Origin of the sequence: Phocaeicola sp. ICN-14070, from assembly GCF_037892625.1 — a bacterium.
Taxonomy (GTDB): Bacteria; Bacteroidota; Bacteroidia; order Bacteroidales; family Bacteroidaceae; genus Phocaeicola; species Phocaeicola plebeius.
Genome location: NZ_JBBKBF010000023.1, coordinates 16,160 through 37,883 on the forward strand (window position 1 = coordinate 16,160; position 21,724 = coordinate 37,883).

The 21,724-nt window shown below is 50.6% G+C and carries 20 protein-coding genes, 1 pseudogene and 1 riboswitch; of the genes and pseudogenes, 13 read left to right on the forward strand and 8 right to left on the reverse strand.

Annotation, left to right across the window (positions count from 1 at the left end):
* Positions 1 to 4 precede the first annotated feature (4 nt).
* From WKT20_RS08285 to WKT20_RS08300, 4 genes are all read left to right on the forward strand, one after another.
* The gene (locus tag WKT20_RS08285) at positions 5 to 751 is read left to right on the forward strand and encodes a metallophosphoesterase family protein (protein WP_118441893.1); all 747 of its coding nucleotides are present in this window, start codon (positions 5 to 7) and stop codon (positions 749 to 751) included.
* Positions 732 to 1,403 carry a hypothetical protein gene (locus WKT20_RS08290; RefSeq protein WP_117701980.1) on the forward strand — a complete coding sequence of 224 codons (672 nt, stop codon included), beginning with the start codon at positions 732 to 734 and terminating at the stop codon, positions 1,401 to 1,403. The genes WKT20_RS08285 and WKT20_RS08290 overlap by 20 nt, the downstream gene beginning before the upstream one ends.
* A gap of 75 nt (positions 1,404 to 1,478) precedes the next feature.
* Positions 1,479 to 1,579: riboswitch (TPP riboswitch) on the forward strand.
* A 60-nt stretch (positions 1,580 to 1,639) separates the two neighbouring features.
* The gene (gene thiS / locus WKT20_RS08295; protein WP_040313353.1) at positions 1,640 to 1,840 is read left to right on the forward strand and encodes a sulfur carrier protein ThiS; all 201 of its coding nucleotides are present in this window, start codon (positions 1,640 to 1,642) and stop codon (positions 1,838 to 1,840) included.
* A gap of 10 nt (positions 1,841 to 1,850) precedes the next feature.
* Positions 1,851 to 2,519: a thiamine phosphate synthase gene (locus tag WKT20_RS08300; protein WP_409072440.1), complete on the forward strand. Its 669-nt coding sequence runs from the start codon at positions 1,851 to 1,853 to the stop codon at positions 2,517 to 2,519.
* A 53-nt stretch (positions 2,520 to 2,572) separates the two neighbouring features.
* Here WKT20_RS08300 and WKT20_RS08305 read toward each other — a convergent pair whose 3' ends face one another.
* On the reverse strand, positions 2,573 to 3,043 hold the full coding sequence (locus WKT20_RS08305; protein ID WP_340417201.1) for a hypothetical protein: 471 nt from the start codon (positions 3,041 to 3,043) through the stop codon (positions 2,573 to 2,575).
* Between WKT20_RS08305 and WKT20_RS08310 the strand changes: the two genes are divergently transcribed.
* From WKT20_RS08310 to WKT20_RS08350, 9 genes and pseudogenes are all read left to right on the forward strand, one after another.
* Positions 3,027 to 3,803, forward strand: a complete 777-nt coding sequence (locus tag WKT20_RS08310) for a thiazole synthase (RefSeq protein WP_007563920.1) — start codon at positions 3,027 to 3,029, stop codon at positions 3,801 to 3,803. The genes WKT20_RS08305 and WKT20_RS08310 overlap by 17 nt on opposite strands.
* A 60-nt stretch (positions 3,804 to 3,863) precedes the next feature.
* Complete coding sequence (thiC, locus tag WKT20_RS08315) at positions 3,864 to 5,564, forward strand: phosphomethylpyrimidine synthase ThiC (RefSeq protein WP_258362168.1); 1,701 nt, start codon at positions 3,864 to 3,866, stop codon at positions 5,562 to 5,564.
* Positions 5,565 to 5,615: 51 nt separating this feature from the next.
* Positions 5,616 to 6,767 (forward strand): 2-iminoacetate synthase ThiH, encoded by a 1,152-nt coding sequence (thiH, locus tag WKT20_RS08320; RefSeq protein WP_177299021.1) that lies wholly within the window; start codon positions 5,616 to 5,618, stop codon positions 6,765 to 6,767.
* Between the two features lie 232 nt (positions 6,768 to 6,999).
* Positions 7,000 to 7,716 carry a HesA/MoeB/ThiF family protein gene (locus tag WKT20_RS08325; protein WP_177299022.1) on the forward strand — a complete coding sequence of 239 codons (717 nt, stop codon included), beginning with the start codon at positions 7,000 to 7,002 and terminating at the stop codon, positions 7,714 to 7,716.
* Positions 7,717 to 7,820: 104 nt separating this feature from the next.
* Entirely contained in the window at positions 7,821 to 9,926 is a 2,106-nt protein-coding gene (locus WKT20_RS08330) for a leucine-rich repeat protein (RefSeq protein WP_278453919.1), read from the forward strand.
* A gap of 146 nt (positions 9,927 to 10,072) precedes the next feature.
* Positions 10,073 to 11,260, forward strand: a complete 1,188-nt coding sequence (locus WKT20_RS08335; RefSeq protein ID WP_340417202.1) for a hypothetical protein — start codon at positions 10,073 to 10,075, stop codon at positions 11,258 to 11,260.
* A gap of 355 nt (positions 11,261 to 11,615) precedes the next feature.
* A pseudogene (locus WKT20_RS08340) lies at positions 11,616 to 12,166 on the forward strand (AraC family transcriptional regulator); the annotation flags it as partial.
* 76 nt (positions 12,167 to 12,242) lie between these two features.
* Positions 12,243 to 13,139, forward strand: a complete 897-nt coding sequence (locus WKT20_RS08345) for a helix-turn-helix domain-containing protein (RefSeq protein ID WP_340417203.1) — start codon at positions 12,243 to 12,245, stop codon at positions 13,137 to 13,139.
* Between the two features lie 240 nt (positions 13,140 to 13,379).
* Positions 13,380 to 15,335 carry a TonB-dependent receptor gene (locus WKT20_RS08350; RefSeq protein ID WP_340417204.1) on the forward strand — a complete coding sequence of 652 codons (1,956 nt, stop codon included), beginning with the start codon at positions 13,380 to 13,382 and terminating at the stop codon, positions 15,333 to 15,335.
* A 44-nt stretch (positions 15,336 to 15,379) separates the two neighbouring features.
* On the opposite strand, the gene WKT20_RS08355 is transcribed toward WKT20_RS08350, so the two are convergent.
* The 7 genes from WKT20_RS08355 to WKT20_RS08385 all read right to left on the reverse strand — a co-directional run bounded on the left by WKT20_RS08355 (position 15,380) and on the right by WKT20_RS08385 (position 21,708).
* Positions 15,380 to 15,556: a hypothetical protein gene (locus tag WKT20_RS08355; protein WP_177298469.1), complete on the reverse strand. Its 177-nt coding sequence runs from the start codon at positions 15,554 to 15,556 to the stop codon at positions 15,380 to 15,382.
* A 114-nt stretch (positions 15,557 to 15,670) separates the two neighbouring features.
* Positions 15,671 to 17,260, reverse strand: coding sequence for an energy transducer TonB (locus tag WKT20_RS08360; protein ID WP_117672015.1), 1,590 nt, complete (start codon positions 17,258 to 17,260; stop codon positions 15,671 to 15,673).
* Positions 17,261 to 17,275: 15 nt separating this feature from the next.
* On the reverse strand, positions 17,276 to 17,569 hold the full coding sequence (locus WKT20_RS08365) for an energy transducer TonB (RefSeq protein WP_229035393.1): 294 nt from the start codon (positions 17,567 to 17,569) through the stop codon (positions 17,276 to 17,278).
* A 77-nt stretch (positions 17,570 to 17,646) separates the two neighbouring features.
* A complete protein-coding gene (locus tag WKT20_RS08370; RefSeq protein ID WP_117747724.1) occupies positions 17,647 to 18,117 on the reverse strand; it encodes an immunoglobulin-like domain-containing protein in 471 nt (156 codons plus the stop codon).
* 13 nt (positions 18,118 to 18,130) lie between these two features.
* Positions 18,131 to 18,697, reverse strand: coding sequence for an immunoglobulin-like domain-containing protein (locus WKT20_RS08375; RefSeq protein WP_229035392.1), 567 nt, complete (start codon positions 18,695 to 18,697; stop codon positions 18,131 to 18,133).
* A 38-nt stretch (positions 18,698 to 18,735) separates the two neighbouring features.
* Complete coding sequence (locus WKT20_RS08380; RefSeq protein WP_117672009.1) at positions 18,736 to 20,538, reverse strand: FEKKY domain-containing protein; 1,803 nt, start codon at positions 20,536 to 20,538, stop codon at positions 18,736 to 18,738.
* 288 nt (positions 20,539 to 20,826) lie between these two features.
* A complete protein-coding gene (locus WKT20_RS08385; RefSeq protein WP_340417205.1) occupies positions 20,827 to 21,708 on the reverse strand; it encodes an MBL fold metallo-hydrolase in 882 nt (293 codons plus the stop codon).
* Between the last annotated feature and the right edge of the window lie 16 nt (positions 21,709 to 21,724).

Sequence of the window (21,724 nt, forward strand, 5' to 3'; positions counted from 1 at the left end):
CGACATGATTGAATATCACCCGTACGACCTCGACATTGACGGAGAAACGGACGTGAACCGCCGGAACATCGAACGGATTGAAACGGCTACTTACGGGAAAGAGGAAATCCGGTTTGCCGTAATCAGTGACACGCAGCGCTGGTACGACGAGACGGAAGATGCCGTGGAGGCCCTGAACCGGCGCGATGACCTGGATTTCGTGCTTCATACGGGCGACATGTCCGACTTCGGTCTGAAACTGGAATTCGAGAAACAGCGCGACATTCTCAGCGGACTGAAGGTACCTTTTGTCTGCCTGCTGGGCAACCATGATTGTCTGGCTACGGGACTCGATGTGTTCCGCAAGATATTCGGCACGGAAGATTTCGCCTTTACTGCCGGTAACGTACGTTTTCTGTGTCTGAACACCAATGCCCTGGAGTTCGACTACTCGTCGGCGGTACCCAATATCCAGTTCATCCGCGAAGAAGGTGACCACGTGCCCGAAGGAGTGGAAAAAACCGTGGTGGCCATGCATGCAGGTCCCTTCTCCGAACAGTTCAACAACAACATCGCCGAGTATTTTCAGTATTATCTCCGGGAAATGCCCGACCTGCAGTTCTGCGTCTACGGCCACGGGCACAATATCAGTGTAGACGAGTTTTTCGATGACGGTATCAGGTATTACGAATGTACCTGCGCCAAGAAGCGCTCTTATCTGTTTTTCACCCTCAACTCAAACGGCTATACCTATGAAGTGGTCAATTTTTAAACTGCTGCTGGCAGGAGGAATGGCCGGAATGACGCTCCTGCCCCTTTGCGCACAAAACGACAGTATCGCTCCGGCCGTAAAGGAACGTCGCTGGGACAAGCGCGAGCACCTGCGTTATGATGAACGGTGGGAACGCCTGAAGCCCACTCACCTGAAATGGCAGTACGCCGGAGGAATGGGACTCAACTCAGTGGGCGTGGGCTGGGATTACGGACGCCGCTGCCAGTGGGAAACGGACTTCCTGGTAGGTTTCCTTCCGGCCAAGTATGCCGAGAAATTCCGTCTCACATTTACCGTGAAGCAAAACTACATTCCCTGGAGCATCTGCTTCAAGGAGCACTGGATGGCCGAACCCTTCTACTGCGGTCTGTACATCACCACCATTGCGGGCGACGAGTTCTGGAAGAAGGAACCGGGACGCTATCCCAACAAATACTATAACTTCAGTACCAAGATGCGCCCCTATATCTTCGTGGGACAGCGGTTCGGGTTCAGTCCCCACCACGACTTGGTGCGCCACGTCTCCCTGTTCTATGAACTGAGTACCTGCGAGCTGTATCTCATCAGCAAGGTAACCAACAAAAGTCTCTCCATGCGCGACATCCTGCGCCTGTCGTTCGGCGTGAAAGTACAGCTGTTCAGAGACGAATAGACACAGCCTGCAAAAAAAGATAAAAAAGGAACGGCAGCCGTTCGCCGTTCCAAAGTTTTCGTTATCTTTGCCGGAAAGTAAACAAAGGGGTGCCCCACGGATGTGTCCGGGCTGAGATTATACCCTACGAACCTGATGCGGTTAATACCGACGAAGGGATTGTTGATTCTGACATCTATTTCCTTTCCCCGTCCGCGGGATGCTCTCTTTGGTTTACACCCTAAAACAGTATGCTTATGAAACTATTGGTAAACAACAAAGAGACGGAACTTACACAAGGTCATACAATTGCCGCACTGGCACAGCAGCTGGAACTTCCGAAGCAGGGAGTGGCCATCGCGCTGCACAACCGCATGGTTCCGCGTGCGGAATGGGAAAACACCGTCCTGAACGAGGGCGACAGTCTGGTCATCATCAAAGCAGCTTGTGGAGGATAAGGCCATGGACATGAATCATTTCAAGTTGCAGTTCATCACACATTTCACCGACACGTATTCGTATCTCGACTCGGCCCGGATGGCCCTCGAAGGGGGATGCCGCTGGGTACAGTTGCGCATGAAGCACGCCTCGGACGAGGAGACGGAAGCGGTGGCCGTAGAGGTACAGAAACTGTGCCGCACGTACGGAGCCACTTTCCTCATCGACGACCGGGTGGAACTGGTGCGCAAGCTGAAGGCCGACGGAGTGCACCTGGGCAAAAACGACATGCCGATAGCCGAAGCACGAAAAATCCTTGGAAAGGACTTCCTCATCGGAGGTACGGCCAACACGTTCGACGACGTACAGGCACACTATGAAGCCGGAGCCGACTACATCGGTTGCGGACCGTTCCGCTTCACCACCACAAAAGAAAAGCTCAGCCCCATCCTCGGACTGGAGGGCTACCGTTCCATCGTACAGCAGATGAAGGCGGAAGGCATCCACCTGCCCATCGTAGCCATCGGCGGCATCACCCTGGAAGACATCCCTGCCATTATGCAGACCGGTGTGACGGGCATTGCCCTGAGCGGTACCATCCTGCGGGCAGCGAATCCGGTGGAAGAGACGAAGAAAATCGTAAGTCAATTAAAAATGAATAACGAGAAACGAAAAATTTGTGGATGTGTTCATTTTTAGACAGAAGAACAAAAGAAACATATTTTTCAAATCCTCTGATTTTCAAGATTTCATCACAAACTCCAACTCACCTTTGCCGGTAAAGAAATTCCTACTTTACCAAAAAGAATAACGAGTAAAGGAACCAAAAAAAGAACGAAGCTCCGAAGCGATTTCGCCCCAAAGGAAGCCCCAAAACAAAAAAACGGATCAAAGAATAAAGAAGCAAAAACTCCCCACAGCGATTTCGCCAAAGGCGAAGAGCGACAGCCCCCCCAAAAAACCGCCGTCCTCAGTTTCGGACCGAAAAGCGGAGAAGCAGAGCACGGCGAAAAGAAGCGCAGGCTGTTTGAGCGAAGCGAGTTCCTGCGCTTCCGACGAGCGAAGCTTCGCAGCCGGTCCGAAACTGAGGACGGCGGTTTTTTCTTTTTGTTACCTTTTTCTTTTTGCCGCCAAAAAGAAAAAGTAAGAGCAAGCCAAAAGAAAAAGTAAGAACAAGAGCAAACAATAAACAAAATAGATAAAACAATGGAAAAACTAATCATTGCGGGAAAAGAATTCGAATCCCGCCTATTCTTAGGAACAGGAAAATTCAACTCCAACCAACTCATGGAAGAAGCCATCCTGGCTTCCGGCACAGAAATGGTGACCGTAGCCATGAAACGTATCGAACTTGACAACAAGGAAGACGACATGCTGAAGCATATCATCCACCCCCATATCCAGTTGCTCCCGAACACCTCGGGCGTGCGCACCGCAGAAGAAGCCGTGTTCGCCGCACAGATGGCCCGCGAAGCCTTCGGCACCAACTGGCTGAAACTGGAAATCCATCCCGACCCGCGCTACCTGTTGCCGGATTCTACCGAGACCCTGAAGGCTACGGAAGAGCTGGTGAAATTAGGATTCGTGGTACTTCCTTACTGCCAGGCCGACCCGACCCTGTGCAAGCGTCTGGAAGAAGCCGGAGCAGCTACCGTGATGCCGCTGGCTGCCCCCATCGGTACGAACAAAGGATTGCAAACACGTGACTTCCTGCGCATCATCATCGAGCAGAGCAACGTGCCGGTGGTAGTGGATGCCGGTATAGGTGCACCGAGTCATGCCGCTGAAGCCATGGAAATGGGTGCCGCTGCCTGCCTGGTAAATACCGCCATCGCCGTAGCCGGGAACCCGGTGGAAATGGCCGTAGCCTTCAAGGAAGCTGTCATTGCCGGACGCCGTGCCTACGAAGCCGGACTGGGTATTCAGGCCGATAACCTCGTGGCATCTGCCTCCTCTCCCCTCACTTCTTTCTTGAATGAATAAATCCTGATTTTTCTCAACCGGTAGGGACTGTTCCCTACCCGCAAACAAACCCCGATTTATATGGAAAAAGAAAAAGACCCAAAAGCATACGCCCATGCAGAAAAAGCCTACATGCAGGGCACCCTTTTCCCCTTTGTAAAGGTAGGCATGCAGAAAGTGAACCTCACCCCGACGGTGACCGTAGTAGACGGCAAGAAGGTAATGACACCTAATGCACCGGTGTACGTGTACGACACGAGCGGCCCGTTCAGCGACCCGAACATTGAAATCGACCTGAAGAAAGGACTGCCGCGCATGCGTGAGAGCTGGATTACCTCACGCGGCGATGTGGAACAGTTGCCGTCCATCACCTCGGAATATGGCAAGATGCGCCGTGACGACCACTCGCTCGACCACCTGCGCTTTGAACACATCGCCCTGCCTTACCGTGCCAAGGAAGGCCACTGCTGTACGCAGATGTACTACGCCAAACAGGGCATCGTGACACCGGAAATGGAGTACGTAGCCATCCGTGAGAACATGAACTGCAAGGAACTGGGCATCGATACCTACATCACACCGGAATTCGTGCGCGACGAGATTGCTGCCGGACGTGCCGTACTGCCTGCCAACATCAACCACCCGGAATCGGAACCGATGATTATCGGCCGCAACTTCCTGGTGAAAATCAATACCAACATCGGTAACTCGGCCACGACTTCAAGCATTGACGAGGAAGTGGACAAGGCGGTGTGGAGCTGCAAATGGGGCGGCGACACGCTGATGGACCTGTCGACGGGTGCCAACATCCACGAAACTCGCGAATGGATTGTGCGCAACTGTCCGGTGCCAGTGGGTACCGTGCCCATCTATCAGGCACTGGAGAAGGTGAACGGCAAGGTGGAAGACCTGACCTGGGAAATCTACCGCGACACCCTCATCGAGCAGTGCGAGCAGGGAGTGGACTACTTCACCATCCATGCCGGTATCCGTCGTCACAACGTACACCTGGCCGACAAGCGTCTGTGCGGCATCGTGAGCCGTGGCGGAAGTATCATGAGCAAATGGTGCCTTATCCATGACCAGGAGTCGTTCCTCTACGAGCACTTTGACGACATCTGCGACATCCTGGCTCAGTATGACGTGGCCGTATCATTGGGCGACGGGTTGCGTCCGGGCTGTATTGCCGATGCCAACGACGAGGCTCAGTTTGCCGAACTCGACACGATGGGTGAACTCGTGCTCCGTGCCTGGGAAAAGAACGTACAGGCCTTTATCGAAGGTCCGGGACACGTGCCCTTGCACAAGATTCGTGAGAACATGGAGCGTCAGATCAGCCACTGCCACAACGCACCATTCTACACCCTCGGCCCGCTGGTGACCGACATCGCTCCGGGTTACGACCACATCACTTCGGCCATCGGTGCCGCACAAATCGGCTGGCTGGGTACAGCCATGCTGTGCTACGTCACTCCGAAGGAACACCTGGGTCTGCCCAACCGCGAAGATGTACGTACAGGAGTTATCACCTACAAGATTGCCGCCCATGCAGCCGACCTGGCCAAAGGTCATCCGGGCGCACAGATTCGTGACAATGCCCTGAGCAAGGCCCGCTACGAGTTCCGCTGGCGCGACCAGTTCCACCTGAGTCTCGACCCCGACCGTGCGCTGGAATACTTCAACGAGGGACGTCACACCGACGGCGAGTACTGCACCATGTGTGGTCCGAACTTCTGTGCGATGAAACTCAGCCGCGACCTGAAAACAATTAATAATGAATAATGCATCAGGCCAGCATCTTTAACTTTTAATTTTTAACTATTAACTATAGAAATGTTTAGTGACGAATTAGAAAAAATAAGCTGGGAGGAGACGACCAAGGCCATCTACTCCAAAACCGAGGCCGACGTGATTCGGGCACTCGGAAAATCACGGTGCGACGTAGACGACTTCATGGCTCTCATCTCGCCGGCTGCCGAAAAGTTCCTTGAACCCATGGCACGCCTCAGCAAGAAATATACCGAAGAACGTTTCGGACGCACCATGTCGATGTTCATCCCGCTCTATATCACCAACTCGTGCACCAACTCATGCGTGTACTGCGGCTTCCACATCAGCAACCCCATGACGCGCACCATCCTGACACCCGAAGAGATTGAAAACGAATACAAGGCCATCAAGAAGCTCGGCCCGTTCGAAAACCTGCTGATTGTGACAGGTGAGAATCCGGCCAAGGCGGGTGTGCCCTACATTGCCAAGGCGCTCGACCTGGCCAAGCCGTACTTCTCGAACCTGAAAATCGAGGTGATGCCGCTCAAGACGGAAGAATATGCCGAACTGGTACACCACGGACTGAACGGTGTAATCTGTTTCCAGGAAACGTACAACAAGGCCCGCTACAACGTGTACCATCCGCGCGGCATGAAGTCGAAGTTCGAATGGCGTGTCAACGGGTTCGACCGCATGGGCCAGGCCGGCGTACACTCCATCGGCATGGGTGTGCTCATCGGACTGGAGGACTGGCGTACGGATGTAACCATGATGGCTTACCACCTGCGCTACTTGCAGAAGCATTACTGGAAGACGAAATACAGCGTGAACTTCCCGCGCATGCGTCCGGCCGAAAATGAAGGTTTCCAGCCTAATGTCATCATGAGCGACAAGGAACTGGCACAGGTGACTTTCGCCATGCGTATCTTCGACCACGATGTGGACATCTCCTACTCTACCCGCGAACCGGCCAATATCCGCGACCACATGGCTTCACTGGGTGTGACTACCATGAGTGCCGAGAGCAAGACCGAACCGGGCGGATATTACACCTACCCGCAGGCACTGGAGCAGTTCCATGTGAGCGACGAACGTACAGCCGTAGAAATCGAGAAGGCCCTCAAAGCATTGGGACGCGAACCGGTATGGAAGGACTGGGATGCTTCGTTCGACCACGTGGCACAGTCGCACGCCACCGCCGCTGCGACCCGCTGAAAAGTCCTCCGGAACACTCTCTAAAAAACGCCCTTACGTTTTCCCTGAAACGCAAGTACGTTTTACTTCAAACACCAGTGCGTTTGGATGGAAACACAAGGACGTTTTTCCAAAACGCAAGTGCGTTTTTTCAAGGCACATATAAATCCCTTCAGAAGGCATCCTGAGGCCATTATCCCGACTTCCGGATGCCTTTCTGTCTTTTCATCCATCCCCTTATCTCTTATTCCTTATGAAACTGACTGAAAAAGAAGCTGCACGCTACAACCGACAGATTCTGCTCAACGAAATCGGCGAGACAGGACAACTCCTGCTGAAGCAGGCCCGCGTACTCATCGTGGGAGTGGGCGGACTGGGGTCGCCCATTGCCCTCTACCTGGCCGGTGCCGGAGTGGGCACCATCGGACTGATTGACGACGATACCGTGAGCGAGACCAACCTCCAGCGGCAGGTGCTCTACAGCGAACCAGAAATCGGACTCTCCAAGGCCGAACAGGCCAAGTTGCGTCTGCAGGCCCTCAACTCCGACATCCGTGTGGAAGCCTGGAACGAACGGCTCACCACGCAGAATGCCGAATGCCTCATTGCCAACTACGACATCGTGGTGGACGGATGCGACAATTTCCGCACGCGCTACCTCATTAGCGACACCTGCGTGCGGCTGGACAAGGTGTACGTGTACGGTGCCATCCGCGAGTTCGACGGGCAGGTCTCCGTATTCAACTACCAGGGCGGTCCCGACTACCGCACCCTCTTCCCCGACGAAGAGGAAATGCTCGCCATGCCCCACCCCTCCAAGGCCGTGCTGGGTGTCACTCCGGGCGTAGTGGGCTGCGTGGAAGCCAGCGAGACCATGAAAGTCATCCTGGGCAGTCCGACCGTGCTGAGCGGAAAACTCTGGCACATCGACCTGCGAACCCTGGAAAGCTACGTCATTTCACTGGTATAGCCCCACACGGTTCGCTGAAAATCACGGTTTCCGGTGATGTACAGCTCCTCAGATAGCTTTACTTTTGTACAAACGTAAATTATCCTATTATTCTTATCTTTAGTATGAACAAAAGTAAAGCAACGACAGCCCTGAAATCGCTGCTGGTTTCAGGCTGTGCCCTTTTTGTGTGGGGCATGACACCCGTATTTTTAGCCTCCACCCTTACCTCGTGCGAAAAATTAGAGGATATTTTAGGAGGTGGTGATGAAGATGAAGACGACGAAAACGGAGACGGAAGCAGCTCAGGCAATCTGAACGGAGTGGGTACTACCGACGGAGCGGCTCCCTATTTCAATCTGGAAACGACCCGCATCGAATTGCCTGCCGTAAGAGACGGAGAAGGCATACAGGTGAAATGCCAGACCAACATCATGAGCATGCGCTATGTGCTGGAGAAATTCAAGAAATTCAGCGAAGGTGAACTGACTGAACAGGAGGACTATTCGTTCATCCTGGAAAATCCGGAGTATTCATTCTACGGCGAAGAGTACCTGCAGTATTACACCAACTACTCCAGCGAGAAACAGACCGACAACCTGCTGATTTATGCCACCGACAAAGACAGTCTGCTGGCCACCATCCCCATCGAACAGGCGGCTGCCCCTCATATCAGCGTGACCAAGGCAGATGCAGGTGTCAATGAAATCACACTGACACTAGAAGGACAGAACGACGCCCGTTTCTATTCCACCTACATCTCAACCGACAGCATCCCCTTGTTCGAAGTCATTCAGGATTTGAAGAACGGAGGCTCAGGACTTCCTTTTGAATACCTCTTCGACCTTCAAAGCCAGCCTACGTGTACCTTCTCCGGACTGACAGAAGCAACCAAATACTACATCTACCTGCAAGGCGGTACGGAACCGGGGCCCTTGTGCGGAGTTTCACTGTACACCGTCACTACTGCCATGCGCGGCAAGGAAGATGCGCTGATTCTGAAATACGTATTGAACAACCTGAACAACCGCACGGTGTACCTTCCGTTTGAAGGACGGGTGAAAGGTGTCATCGACTGGGGCGACGGGGTAACCGAGGTGCTCGACAAGTCATACGTATATTCGGCCGACCTGTCACACGTTTATGCCCAAGGTGCTGAATCGACGGTAGAAGTAGCCTTCAAGGGTACGGTAGAATCTCTGACAACCAACAGCACGACCAAAGGAGAAATCCTCAAGAGTTCACTCATCGGCATCACACAATGGGGTACGCCCGAACTGAAAACACTGAGACTGGAGGATGTTACTGCACTGACCCAGCTGGCTGCCGACACCAAGGGAGCACTGTCTGCCATCACGGACTTCACCTCCTGCTTTGAAGACTGTACGGGACTGACCAACCTCCCCGAAGACCTGTTTGCCATGGCAACCGGTGCCCAAACGTTCGACAGAGCCTTCCTGGGCTGTACGGGACTGACTTCACTTCCGCTCAATCTCTTCGCCCAGAATTCCAGTGCCCGCAACTTTAACGCTACCTTCTCCGGCTGCACAGGACTGCTCTATCTGCCCGAAGACCTCTTTGCAAGCAACAAAGACATCTATGTCATGAACGATGTGTTCAGCGGATGTGAAAACCTGAAAGAGATTCCGGCCGGACTGTTCCGTAACAATACCCGTTTAGGATACATACAATGTGGCTTCTCAGGATGCAGCTCACTCACCAGTCTGCCCGAAGGACTGTTTGCCAACTGTCCGGGCATACAGAGTGTGTCAGAAATCAACTCCGTCATGGATGCCTACGGTCTTTTCTCGAATTGCACCTCATTGACCGAAATTCCGGAAGACTTGTTTGCCAGCATGACCAAGGTTACCAGATTAGATGGCATATTCAAGGGATGTACCTCCCTCCGCGAGATTCCTGAAAAGCTGTTTGCAAACAACACACAGGTGATTTCCATGTGGGAAGCCTTTGCCGGATGCAAGAGTCTGCAACGCATTCCTGCCGGACTGTTCGACTCCATGCGCACCCTGCAAGCAGTCCGACTCTTGTTCAAGAATTGCAGTTCGCTCACCGGCGAATCGCCCTACACCCTGATAAACGGGGAAAAGGTACATTTGTATGAGCGCAAGGATTACCCGAATGAATTCCTTGAAATCACCAGTCACACCAGCGCGTTTAACAACTGTACGAACCTGACCGACTATGAATCCATTCCAAGTAACTGGAGATAAACGAGTCCCGATTTTTGCATAATTATCCTTCCCCTGCCAAAGCTAGATAAAAAACACGCTTGGCAGGGGATTTTTCATGCCTCAATTTCCGATTCTCTATTTTTTATGCTAACTTTGAGAATCAAACCTTTATCAAAAGTACCATCATGCATACTAAACAACTCACCGACATTCTGCTGGTATTCCTCTGCATCTTCTGCTTCACCAGCTGCGACCACGACGACGTAAACTTTCCAACTTTCACATTCAATGAAAACGGAGAATGTGAGCCAGCGTCTCTCACCCCCATTTCTTCCGCCCGCTTCGAAGAAGCCGTGGTGGGATACGGCTGGAAGCACGTCCACACCTACGAAATCAATCCCGACGGCACTTGCCAGACGCAGGATTATTACCAAGACCTGACAGGTGCAGGCCCTACTCAATATTACATGGAAAGCAACTCTTCCCTGAAGAAATACATGTACATTGACGCCTATCCTGCATGGGGATTCCGGACAGTCACTTATACCTTCTCGGACGAGAACCGACTGCTCAGCAACCAGAACACAGTGTTCCAGATACTTTCTGTGAACGGCAACACAATGGAAATACTTGACCAGCTGGGGGTACGGGCAGGCGGAACCGAAATCTACGGTTATTCCATCTACCAGCGGATGACGAATCAGGAACTGGAAGAGGTGCAGAAAACATATCACACAGATTTGTCGGACGTCCACGAACTGACCGTATCGGTACAGGAAAATCCGCTCATCATCTCCGGAAAAGAAACGGAATTCGACGTGCTGAGCAGCAACGGTCCTTTCACTTTCAAACCAGCCAGAGAAGGCAGTTGCGAAATCACTTCACAAGAGAATCACGTCAAGGTCAAACTGCTGAGCAACGGAGTATATCTCACCGGCTACGACCGTCTGCGTCATTGTGAGGTGGTCATCTTCTCTACCGACGAGGAACTGGAACCCGAAGGCACGGACATCTACGACTTCACGTACACAGAAATCACCGTCAATCAAGAAAAGAAACTCTTGACACCCGATGGCCACGAAATCTCCTACGCCCTCGGCAGCATGGAAGTCACCCCGCGCAAGGAATACACCGGAAGTATCCTGAGCCAGTATGCTCCCGTAGCCCTGCTTGCCGTGGACACAAACGGACAGGCACGCTATCTGCGCATGAACAGCGGCAAAATCAGCTTCAAGGACCTTCTTCCGCAAGAAGTGCTCGACCAGCTGACGGAAGGTACAGACGGGGCTTCTCTCACCTACAAGCTGGAACTGATTACGCCCGACTGTGAGGTGTTCCAGGTTCTGCCTTTCAAAATCACCTATAAAAAATAGTGCAAGTTTCATGAAGCTAATCCGCCTGCTTCCCATATTGCTTGTCATCGGACTCTCCTGCCTGACGAGTTGCCAGAAAGAAGAAATTCCGTCTGCCGACAACGAGCGGACACTCTTCATGTACCTGCCGTGGTCTACCAACCTGACGAACTATTTCTACCAGAATATCGACGATATGGAAGACGCCATCTCCCGCAGAGGGCTGAACAAGGAACGGGTGCTCGTCTTTCTGTCTACCAATTCCACGGAGGCAGAACTGTTTGAAATCACGGTCAACAACGGTACCTGCACCCGGCAGATACTGAAAGAATACACCCGTCCCGCATTTACGACCGAGGAAGGTCTCACGGGCATTCTGAAAGACGAAAAGAACTGCGACCTGATTTACGGCCGCCAGCGATACGTTCCAGCCGCAAGGCTATGCGCTGTGCTTTCATCCCGACCTGATTCGCGGCACCAACCTCGGACGCACTATCAAGGAATACACGTTCTTCTCGTATGAAGTAAACGAAGCCTTGCATCTCTCGGAACGGGAACGACACACCTTCATCGACTGCCTGCAGAACATTCAGGAGGAATTGCAACATAGTGTGGACAGGATGAGCAAACGGCTGATTGCCAACCACATCGAGTTGCTGCTCAACTATTGCCTACGCTTCTACGAAAGGCAGTTCATCACCCGTCAGGATGCCCACCACGACATTCTAACCCGTTTCGAAACATTCCTGGACCAATATTTCACGGGAGACAATGCCGCACAAAAGGGATTGCCCAGCGTGAAACACTGCGCAAGCGAAGATAGCCTATCAACTCGGTTTCCAGTATCCGCAGCACTTCACTCGTGTATTCAAGAAAGCCACCGGAATGACTCCAAATGAATACCGGAGCAAAGCGGAGTATAAATAATACAATATTTTTCATCCGCCATAAGAAAGAGGAAGCACAGAATTCATTACATTTGCAGAAACCAAACCCGACATTTATGAATCGCAGACTACTATCCGTCACCGTGTTTCTGGCACTGATGCTGACTTCCCTGCTGGCCGGACGCCATAACTACCACGTGACACGAAACGAAATAACAGCCGACCTGAATCAGGCACTGGCACTGACTTTACTGGAAAAGAAGGAGCCCATTGTGACACAAGACACGATACGGGCATACAAGCAGTTCAGGCGTACTTCGGGCGGACAGGTACTGATTGTCGTGTCCGATGAACGGTTCTGCCGACACCTGAAGAACCGGCGACTGAAGGAAACCTCTTTCCTCACGTTCGATGTGGTGGACAAGGAGTATCAGGGCGGTTCGACGGATGAACAGGCCATCTACAGCGATACACTGATGATAAGAAACGAACACGCAGGCGAGACACTGGCCCTGAAAGGCTATACCCGTCTGTCGGCAGCGGCTGTATTCGGCATGTCCGACCAGCGCTTGCCTGCCGGACTGATGGCAGCGGCTATCCTCTGGGCCATCGGCTCGATGCTGTACTTACGGAAAAGAGAGAAAGAGAATCTGGTGCTGCAACCCGTCGGAGGATGCGGACAACCGGCTGAAGATGGTACACAATCTGCCGAAGATTTCGGGGGACTGACGTATTCGGATGCAGACGACCGTTTCTACGGCGCCGACCACACGCCTATCCGCTTCACCCCCATGCAACAGCAACTGATGCGGCTGTTCTGGCAGTCACCTTCCCACTCCATATCGAAAGAGGAAATCTGTGCGACACTCTGGCCCAAGAAAGACGATGCCAACGATACGCTCTACACCCTTATCCGCCGGTTGAAACCTATCGTAGAGGAGCATACACGGCTGAAAATCGTGGCCGACAGAGGACGAAACTATTCCTTGGAAATCAACGAATTGAAAAGCTGACAGCGAATTGTCAGGCAAATGTCAGCGTCGGTTTTTGACGCCTTCGTAACGCCCTCTTACTTTTGTTCCTGAAATTTACACACAGGAACAAATGAATACACTCAGATTACTTTTCCAGCAGGAGGCCGAAAGCCGGCTTCTGCTGACCGTCTCCCGATTTCTGGCCAGCATCTTTCTTCTTTTATTGTTGGCCCTCCCCACTCTGGCACAAGAAGTGGAACCCACCGTGGACTAGGCGAAGTGGAAGTCAAGGCCGACCGGATTATCCACAAAACCGACGGCCTGCTACTCTATCCCTCCGAACAGCAGAAAGCTTCTTCCCGCTCGGGCTACAGTCTGCTCCAGCAACTCACCTTACCAAATATCCGTGTGGATGAGGTGGGCCACAGCATCTCGGCCATCGACCAGCGGGGAAGTGTACAGATTCGCATCAACGGCATCATTGCGGACAAGGCAGAGATGCTGTCGCTCGACCCGAAGAGCATCCGCAAGATTGACTTCATCGACAACCCTGGTGTGCGTTATGGCGACGGCATTGCCTACGTCATTGACATCACTACCCGACGGGCAGACAACGGATATACTTTAGGAACCTCGCTCACCCAGGCACTGACTACCCGCGACGGCGATTACACAGTATACGGCAAATGGAACACGGAAAAGAGTGAGCTGTCGCTGAACTACAGCTTCGGCTACCGGGATTTTAAAGGAATACGGACGGAAGAAACCGCGCACTACCACCTGAACGACGGCTCCATTTATACCATCCAGCGCAACGACCTCGCCTCGCGCAACCGGAGTCTGAGCAACCAGATGAAACTGACCTACAACCTGGCCGACTCCAGCCGCTATGTGTTTCAGGCTTCACTGAGCGGCGACTTCAGTCACGTGCCGGGTGATTTCAGTCAGAAACAGATTGTGGACGGGACACAGACGTACACCGCCCTCGAACAGCAACAAAGCCAGAGCAGCAGTCCGGTGCTCGACCTCTACTACTTCCAGCAGTTCTCCCCCCGGCAGTCGCTTACCCTCAATGCCGTGGGCACATACATCGGCACCCGCTCCTCCGACAGCTACGACGAAGGTTCACCCTATCGTTACGACGTGGACGGACGCACTTACTCCCTGCTGAGCGAGGCCATATACGAAAACCGGTTGAAGCCCTTCACCCTTTCTGCCGGCCTCAACTACAGCCAGAAATACACAAACAATGAATATACGGGCGATGTTTCTTCCGTCACCCCCATGCACCACAACCGCGTGTACCTGTTTTCGGAAATCAAGGGAGCGTGGGGCAAGCTCCGCTACTCGGCAGGCATCGGAGGCAGCTACCTGCACTACCGCCAGCAAGCCCATTCGTACGATTACTGGAGTTTCTGTCCGAAAGCAGCCCTGAGTTACAACTTCACCCACTCTCTGCAACTGAGTTACAATTTCCAGCTGAACGAACGCACCTCACGGGTAGCCATGATCAGCGATGCCGCCATCCGCACCAACCGCATGGAATGGACCGTAGGCAGTCCCGACCTCAAGCCCAACCGGGAGACGTATCACACCCTCCGGCTGTCGTACAACGACTCCCGTCTGCAAATCAATCTGCAAGGCTTCTACAAGAAATGTCCTCACCCCAACATGGCGGTGTACGAACGCACGTCCGACGACCGGTTCATCTACACCCAGCGCAACCAGAAAGAGATTGATGCCCTGCACGCCATGGCCTACGCAAGCTACTGGCTGATGCCGGAAAAGCTCTCCGTCACGGCCTACGGGGGACTGTTCCGCTGCTTCAACTTCGGCCAGGACTACACGCACTGCTACACGTCTTACTTCTTCACAGGGGCCGTCAACGCCTACCTGGGCAACCTCTCCCTCCATGCCTACGCCGACAACGGCTCCCGCTTCCTGGAAGGGGAAACCAAAGGCTACAGCGGAGGCGACATCGCCCTGAAGGCCGCCTACAGCTACAAAGACTGGCAGTTTGCCCTTATCTGGCAACAGCCCTTTCAACACAAATACAAAATGTTCGAATCGGAAGTCCTGAACCGGAACCTCCAGAAAACCACTGCCCTCTACAGTCGCGACGCCTGTAACCTCGTCAACCTGACCGTAACGTGGCGACTGACTAAAGGACGCAAGTTCCGCGCTGTCAACCGCTCCATCCAGCTGAAGGACAGTGACACGGGGATTATCCGATGAAAAAAGAAATTCTCAGGTAAGTATTCCGCTTGCCTGAGAATTTTTCAATGAGCTGCACGCTGCAACCACCGGTTACAACCGTTTCCCAACAGTACCCCCAAGAATACGCTCACAAAGATGCGCCAATCATCGGCAAGGCCCATCCATTGTGTGACGAACAGACAGAGACTGCACACTACGGCTGTGACCACCAAGCTCCATAACAACGGTTTCATTTTCATAGGCATTTGTTTTGATTACAAGCGTAAAGATACAAAAACTTACCTAAAAACGACTTTTTGAGAAAGAAATAATTATTTCTGACAGACTTATTTGTCTAAACCACCCCGATAAAATCAAGAAACTTTGGCGGCACGCTCGAAAGTAACCGGAATGGCATACCTCACTTTCTCCGGTTTTCCGCTTTGCCGTCCCGGTTTCCATTTCGGCATCAGCTTTACTACCCGAAGAGCCTCTTCGTCCAATGCCGGATTCACTCCCCGCAGCACCACCGGATGAATAATGTTTCCTTCCTCATCTATCACAAACTGCACGATGACTCGAGGAATTACAACCGTTTCAGGCACAAGCGATTTGTCATAGTTCAGATTCTTCCGAATAAAATCCATCAAGGCCGACATGCCCCCGGGAAACTCCGGCATCTCCTCTACCTCGTCATACGCAATATCCAGATCCTTTTCCTCTGCCACTTCCTGCAAAGGCTTTGAAGAAGGCTCCTTGTCCGAAGCATCCCGTTCTTCCACCTTGTGGCCAATCCGGAATTCCGCCGCAAAATACCAGTCGTGATAATTATCCCCAATATCCATTTTCTTCACCACACGATAGATGCCCGGCGTAAGCATACGGAGTGACGTATACAAACTGGCAGAAAAGGGATAAATCTTATTGGATGGAAGAATACGTTCTTCAAGTGTCCAAACTGTTGCTCTCGGTAAAGACAGCCATTTTTCTCCCTCCTTCCGAAGCACTCGGTACGGCGACCCCATTGAGATGCTCCGCCCGCTCCGGTTTACGATTCTCACCGCCACAGATTCCGTATTCAGCGGATACACCGCCTTCTCCGTGTACATCTTGATGCCGAAAGTATCCGTACACATCGGTTGAGTAAAATAAGTAGCTACATCCTCTTTTCCGTCGTTCACTACGATTGCCGCATAATTCAGCACCTTCTGCCGGAACTCTTTCTGCAATGCCTCCGAGTTCACCATCCACGACATATACAACGTGTCATTGTCCCGAAAAAACGAAGTATTCAAGTTTTCTATGACACGGTCCTTGGGATGTTCCTTCCCATACTGGCTAATTTTGTCAAGCAGTTTCCGATGCTGAGCCTTGGATACGAGTTCAAACTCCGCGTATGCCGTACATGTATTACGGTTGAATGATTTGTAAATGCGATACCTGCCGGGACGGTTCTTGTCCGTATAAAATTGAATAGTCTGCCGGTCTGTAGGATAATCGGGCGTAAACACCCACAATACATCGTTGATTATCGGATTGGTAGGCTGAGGTTCCCATTGCTTTAGTGCTTCATTGTAATATACCAGACTGTACCCTTCTCCACTGTCATATTCCCGGTTCGCACGACTGGTAATGAAGACCTTGACTTTGGAAGTCGCTACAGGATAATAATCATATTCTGTATGCATATAAAGCGAATCCGCAGAAAGAGGACGGCCGACAGGAATATCCCGTACCACCGGTTCCAGCACCATCGCCACCGGTTGAGGCGGAGTGTCTGTAGAAGTTTCCGTATCCGGCTCCTCTGCTGCAAGCGTATCATCCGTTACTTCCGGACTCTGTACTGCTGGAGGAGTCTCCTTTGCCAGAACATCTACCGGTTGCGCCTTACGCTTGCCTGTACAACCAACACACATCACACAGACCACCGCCACAAACAATTGAAAAAATGCATTTGTTTTCATACGCTATTGGGATAATTAATTTGTATTCTGCACAGAAGGTTTAAACGCAACAGGAAAAGCAAACTTTACATTCCGGTTCTTCCCGGCTTGTCTGCCCGGTTTCCATTTCGGCATCAGACTGACGATACGCAAGGCTTCTTCATCCAACGCCGGATTTGTACTCCGCAACACCACAGGGTTAGTGGCATTTCCCTTCTTATCTACTACTATTTGAATGATGACACGCTCCCTCTTTTCAGCCTTGTCATGCCGCAGGTTTTTCCGGATAAACTCCATTAAAGCAGACATACCACCGAGAAACTCCGGCATCTCCTCCACTACCTGATAAACTGTTTGCTCATCTTCCTTTCATTGTATTATCGATTTTTCCGTGAAACAATTGTCCGTTATTTATCTATCCAGAACTCGGCACTTACTGTAATTTCTTCCCTCCCGTCATGGAATGATTGAATAATCCGATATTTTCCGGATGTAATTCTATAGCAACTGACAGGATAACTAAAACAATAATAATCAGGAGCAAAGTTTAACTGCATACCTACATCTCCAAAGCCATACATTCCATTCATCTTTGCACCCATCCACGAACCGTTTTCCCATTTCTGCAATGTCCAGTCACCACCAAAAATCAGCGACTTACGCTTAGGATTCAATAGGATAGCATACACATTCTTCGTATCAAGCGGATAATGGTTCTGTATCATATTCATCCTCACAGTAGTCCCCAGCGTATCACAGTTCAGGCATTGTGCATCGGCAGGCCCAATCTGCATAACCTGTTTTTTTGATGCCGTGCGATTGCATCCCAAACTGCATATTGCCATCATCACCACGAAATAAATATACCAGCTTTTCATACTCCACACATTTTTATTTAACCTCAAAACTGTCTGTCAAAAGAATGCGTTCATCACCTCTACTAAATGATTTCTGAACACGGTATTTCCCTTTTGGAATGCAATATTCATTCAGTTTATAACGGAAGCAATACAGCAAAGGAGCCTTCTCTATCATAAACGCATCACTATTCCATACAATCGTATAGGAGGTATCCTTTTGCTCCGGCGGACACCATTTATCATTTTTCCACAAATAGAAACGCATATCCCGTCCGAACTCCAACAGAATGTCCGTCGGATTGCTTACAAATATATTAATCACGGGCACATTTTCTGTATATACTTCATATTCTGTCCACAGACGGGTTTCTCCGTTATATGCTTCAGGTAAATCTTTTGTATACCAAAGTTGACACTGACGTAATTCGTATGTTACTGTATCTTGAAATGAAGCACAGGTATCAGCAACCACAATGGATGTCATGCTGTCCGCACCTCCGATAACAGCTGTAGAGGTAGCCTCCTGTACAGGCTGTCCAGGCTTATTTACACAGGCCGCCAGCAAAATCAATATAACACATGCAATCTCTTTTCTCATATTCATTCCATTTTAATGAAAACAATTATTCCTTTTATCTATTTCATCAGTATCGGTTTATCACACGGTGTATAGCCGATAACCAGCACATCAGTATCCGGATTAACAGTAGCAGAAGAATTCAGTTTATATTGAACTACAAGTGTATCTTTACCTGCCTTCAATAAAGTAGGGACATTCATCACCTTTCTAAAAGTGTCCAATGCTGCTTTCCGAAACGAACGGTTGCTGCAAGAAATGATTTTCGGTTGCACGACATATCCGTTACTGTCCACTGCATATTCAATGCGTAGCAGACACTCTTTTCCTTTGGCCAGCAACTTTACCGGATATTTGCTTTCCTTATGTAAAGTCTTGATAAACCATTTATAATCACGAAATTCATCTAAAGATTTATCCAGACCAAATATTCCTTTCGGAGCCTCCTTGCGCCATGAAGTGCCAAACTTCTTATCCAGATAATCAAAAACCACCTGATTATAAGCTGTCAGCATATGATTGGGAACACCCAGATAACAGTCCAGTGTTCCATCTTTTTTCAATGGATAAAAAACGTCATAACTCACGCCGTACTTTATCCAGAAAAAGTGTGTGCGGATTTTTTGTTCCTGTTCTTCCGGTATTACCAGGCGCAGCTTGGGATGTCCCTTGAGGATATTTTCTTTCGACAACTCCGGCGAACAGTCATATTTCAAAATATAATCATACCATAAAGGAAGCACCATACGCAGCGTGTCATTATGCTGCGAAGGGAGGGTTACTACCGTATCACAAGGAGCGAGTCCCACATATTCAGCTTTCAGATGATAAGTTCCGGCCTCCAGTCCCGTCATCCGGAAGCAGCCGGTGGAATCTGTCAGCCATCCTTGAAACGGTTGTTCAACCATGCTCAAATTGGAGCCAACAAGCACAGCATGTACCACATCATAAGGAGGACGTTGACGGACGGATTCACCATACACCCGACCCACAATCGTGTATTTTGCAGAATCACCCTTATTATGCGTTATATCTCCCCTCAAAGTTATAGTAAGATTCCGATATTCGCTCGTGTACTTTCCGTTGATGAAGAGCACCTCCCACGGATAAATGGATTTCAGCGTTTCTTTGAGGGCAAGAGCCAGCGGATGATTCCCGTCGTTTATCATTTCCTGCGAAGAACGCAGATAAATGAAACGTACGTCACAGTCTATAAAGTGACCGTCGGCTGTCAACTGGAAATCACTTAGCGAAAAACGAATTCGTTCTCCACGGTATTCAGGAAACCGCTTCCAAGGAAACCGATGCACGATTTCCCCTTGTGCCTTCGTCAGATTCAATCCGGCTCTCCGGTAATTGTGGTAAGTCTGCGTTTCCAGCACTTTACCGCTCCGAACGGTCAGCACCCGTTCTGTTTCCATGTTGCGGTCGAACCCATCATGCACGTATCTCACCACATCTCCTTTCCCGGCCCGAAGTTCCCCACTGAACCAGCGGGCTTGAATTGTCCCCGCCAGACAATAGGCCGCAAAAATCGGCCGCAAGTCTTTCACCTCATACATTCGTGTATATTCTTTCTTGCTGACCTCATCGTAGACATCCGCTTCTACCCGTTGCAGGCAAAGATACCCATCACGCACCTCCCAGAAAGCGGTATAGCCGCTATAATTGCCCGTAGACCGAGTAACATTTTCCGGAAGAAAATCTCCCATCCGCCTGCACAGCAGGGAATCGTATCCTATCGGCTTTGCCATCAAAACCCATTCTTCTCCTTCCAGACGAATCACATCGCCCGATTGCCCTGTGGCTTTAAGCGTCAGCATCACACCACACAGCAGAATAAGCAGCATCATTTTCTTCATACGTATCTGATTGTTAGGTAAATCTAGTTTTTAAAGATACGGAAAAGAAACGGCATTTCAAAGTTGTGGAAAGGATTAGAAAAACGAAGCTCCGTTTTCCGAGAAATATTGGTTTTATTTTTACGTTTCCCAACCCCGAACCGTATGTTTTCAAAAGCAGAAACGTATAGTTCCGCACCGAAGAACATACGGTTCTCTTACGGGAAACATAGAAAACGCCTTGAAGAAACGATTATGTCCTCAAGGCGTTTTCCAATATGTAAAGTTAGCAAGCTATTCGGCGTCTTCCTATTCCGCAAAAGCCGGAACAGGCAAATGCATACCTGCCATTACCACTCCGTTTTCACGGGCATATTGCAGGTAGTATTTGCGGCTTTTTATGGCTCCGGTCTTATCCATGTCATACTGCGCACAGATTTCCGGATGATCTTTCTGCAAGGCAAACCCGTGAAACAAGTCACCAATTACCAGCAGTTTGCCCGCCTTATAAACGGTATGTCCCGGTGTATGTCCTATGGCCTCCATAGGGAGCACATTTCCGGGAAGCGTATCTCCAAAAGCAAAGAGATGCAGACGGTCTTTATAGGCATTCATCGTGGTCTCTACCTGTGCCCTTTTATCAGCCGGCATTTTCATCCAGGCATCATATTCCGCCTTTGAAGCATATACCTCAGCCTTCGGGAAGACAACCTTACCGTCCTTCATCATTCCGCCGATATGGTCGCCATGAAAATGGGTAATAAACAAGCAGTCAATATCTTCAGGCTTTACATTCAACGATTTCAAGCCCTTCATCATCCGGCTATCAGGAGCACCGACACCGGTATCAAAAAGCATCCGCTTGCCATCACATTCAATCAAAAACGTGCTGACGGAAGCTGGTATACCCTCTTGAAGAGAAAGGCTGTTCATCAGCGCATCTGTCGCATCCGGAAAGAGAGTACGCGGCATCAACCGTGAGCTGGCATTGTCACGAATCCATGTCACCTTCATACTGTCCAGCGTCAACGTGGCCAACAAACTATCTTTCTGTAATGTTACCCGAGTACATACGGTCTTTATCGTATCTGCATTCATTTCTTTCTCTGTTTTCTGTTTATTCTGCCCTCCGCAACCAAAAAACAAGAAGGCTGACAACACGACGGCACCCGCCATCACATAATTTTTCATACGTATTTGTTTTGTA

Bases quoted from the DNA above. Each gene is read 5' to 3' on its own strand.
- WKT20_RS08285 (WP_118441893.1), top strand. From the start codon at position 5: ATGATTGAATATCACCCGTACGACCTCGACATTGACGGAGAAACGGAC.
- WKT20_RS08290 (WP_117701980.1), top strand. From the start codon at position 732: ATGAAGTGGTCAATTTTTAAACTGCTGCTGGCAGGAGGAATGGCCGGA.
- thiS (WP_040313353.1), top strand. From the start codon at position 1,640: ATGAAACTATTGGTAAACAACAAAGAGACGGAACTTACACAAGGTCAT.
- WKT20_RS08300 (WP_409072440.1), top strand. From the start codon at position 1,851: ATGAATCATTTCAAGTTGCAGTTCATCACACATTTCACCGACACGTAT.
- WKT20_RS08310 (WP_007563920.1), top strand. From the start codon at position 3,027: ATGGAAAAACTAATCATTGCGGGAAAAGAATTCGAATCCCGCCTATTC.
- WKT20_RS08305 (WP_340417201.1), bottom strand. From the start codon at position 3,043: ATGATTAGTTTTTCCATTGTTTTATCTATTTTGTTTATTGTTTGCTCT.
- thiC (WP_258362168.1), top strand. From the start codon at position 3,864: ATGGAAAAAGAAAAAGACCCAAAAGCATACGCCCATGCAGAAAAAGCC.
- thiH (WP_177299021.1), top strand. From the start codon at position 5,616: ATGTTTAGTGACGAATTAGAAAAAATAAGCTGGGAGGAGACGACCAAG.
- WKT20_RS08325 (WP_177299022.1), top strand. From the start codon at position 7,000: ATGAAACTGACTGAAAAAGAAGCTGCACGCTACAACCGACAGATTCTG.
- WKT20_RS08330 (WP_278453919.1), top strand. From the start codon at position 7,821: ATGAACAAAAGTAAAGCAACGACAGCCCTGAAATCGCTGCTGGTTTCA.
- WKT20_RS08335 (WP_340417202.1), top strand. From the start codon at position 10,073: ATGCATACTAAACAACTCACCGACATTCTGCTGGTATTCCTCTGCATC.
- WKT20_RS08345 (WP_340417203.1), top strand. From the start codon at position 12,243: ATGAATCGCAGACTACTATCCGTCACCGTGTTTCTGGCACTGATGCTG.
- WKT20_RS08355 (WP_177298469.1), bottom strand. From the start codon at position 15,556: ATGAAAATGAAACCGTTGTTATGGAGCTTGGTGGTCACAGCCGTAGTG.
- WKT20_RS08360 (WP_117672015.1), bottom strand. From the start codon at position 17,260: ATGAAAACAAATGCATTTTTTCAATTGTTTGTGGCGGTGGTCTGTGTG.
- WKT20_RS08365 (WP_229035393.1), bottom strand. From the start codon at position 17,569: ATGCCGGAGTTTCTCGGTGGTATGTCTGCTTTAATGGAGTTTATCCGG.
- WKT20_RS08370 (WP_117747724.1), bottom strand. From the start codon at position 18,117: ATGAAAAGCTGGTATATTTATTTCGTGGTGATGATGGCAATATGCAGT.
- WKT20_RS08375 (WP_229035392.1), bottom strand. From the start codon at position 18,697: ATGAGAAAAGAGATTGCATGTGTTATATTGATTTTGCTGGCGGCCTGT.
- WKT20_RS08380 (WP_117672009.1), bottom strand. From the start codon at position 20,538: ATGAAGAAAATGATGCTGCTTATTCTGCTGTGTGGTGTGATGCTGACG.
- WKT20_RS08385 (WP_340417205.1), bottom strand. From the start codon at position 21,708: ATGAAAAATTATGTGATGGCGGGTGCCGTCGTGTTGTCAGCCTTCTTG.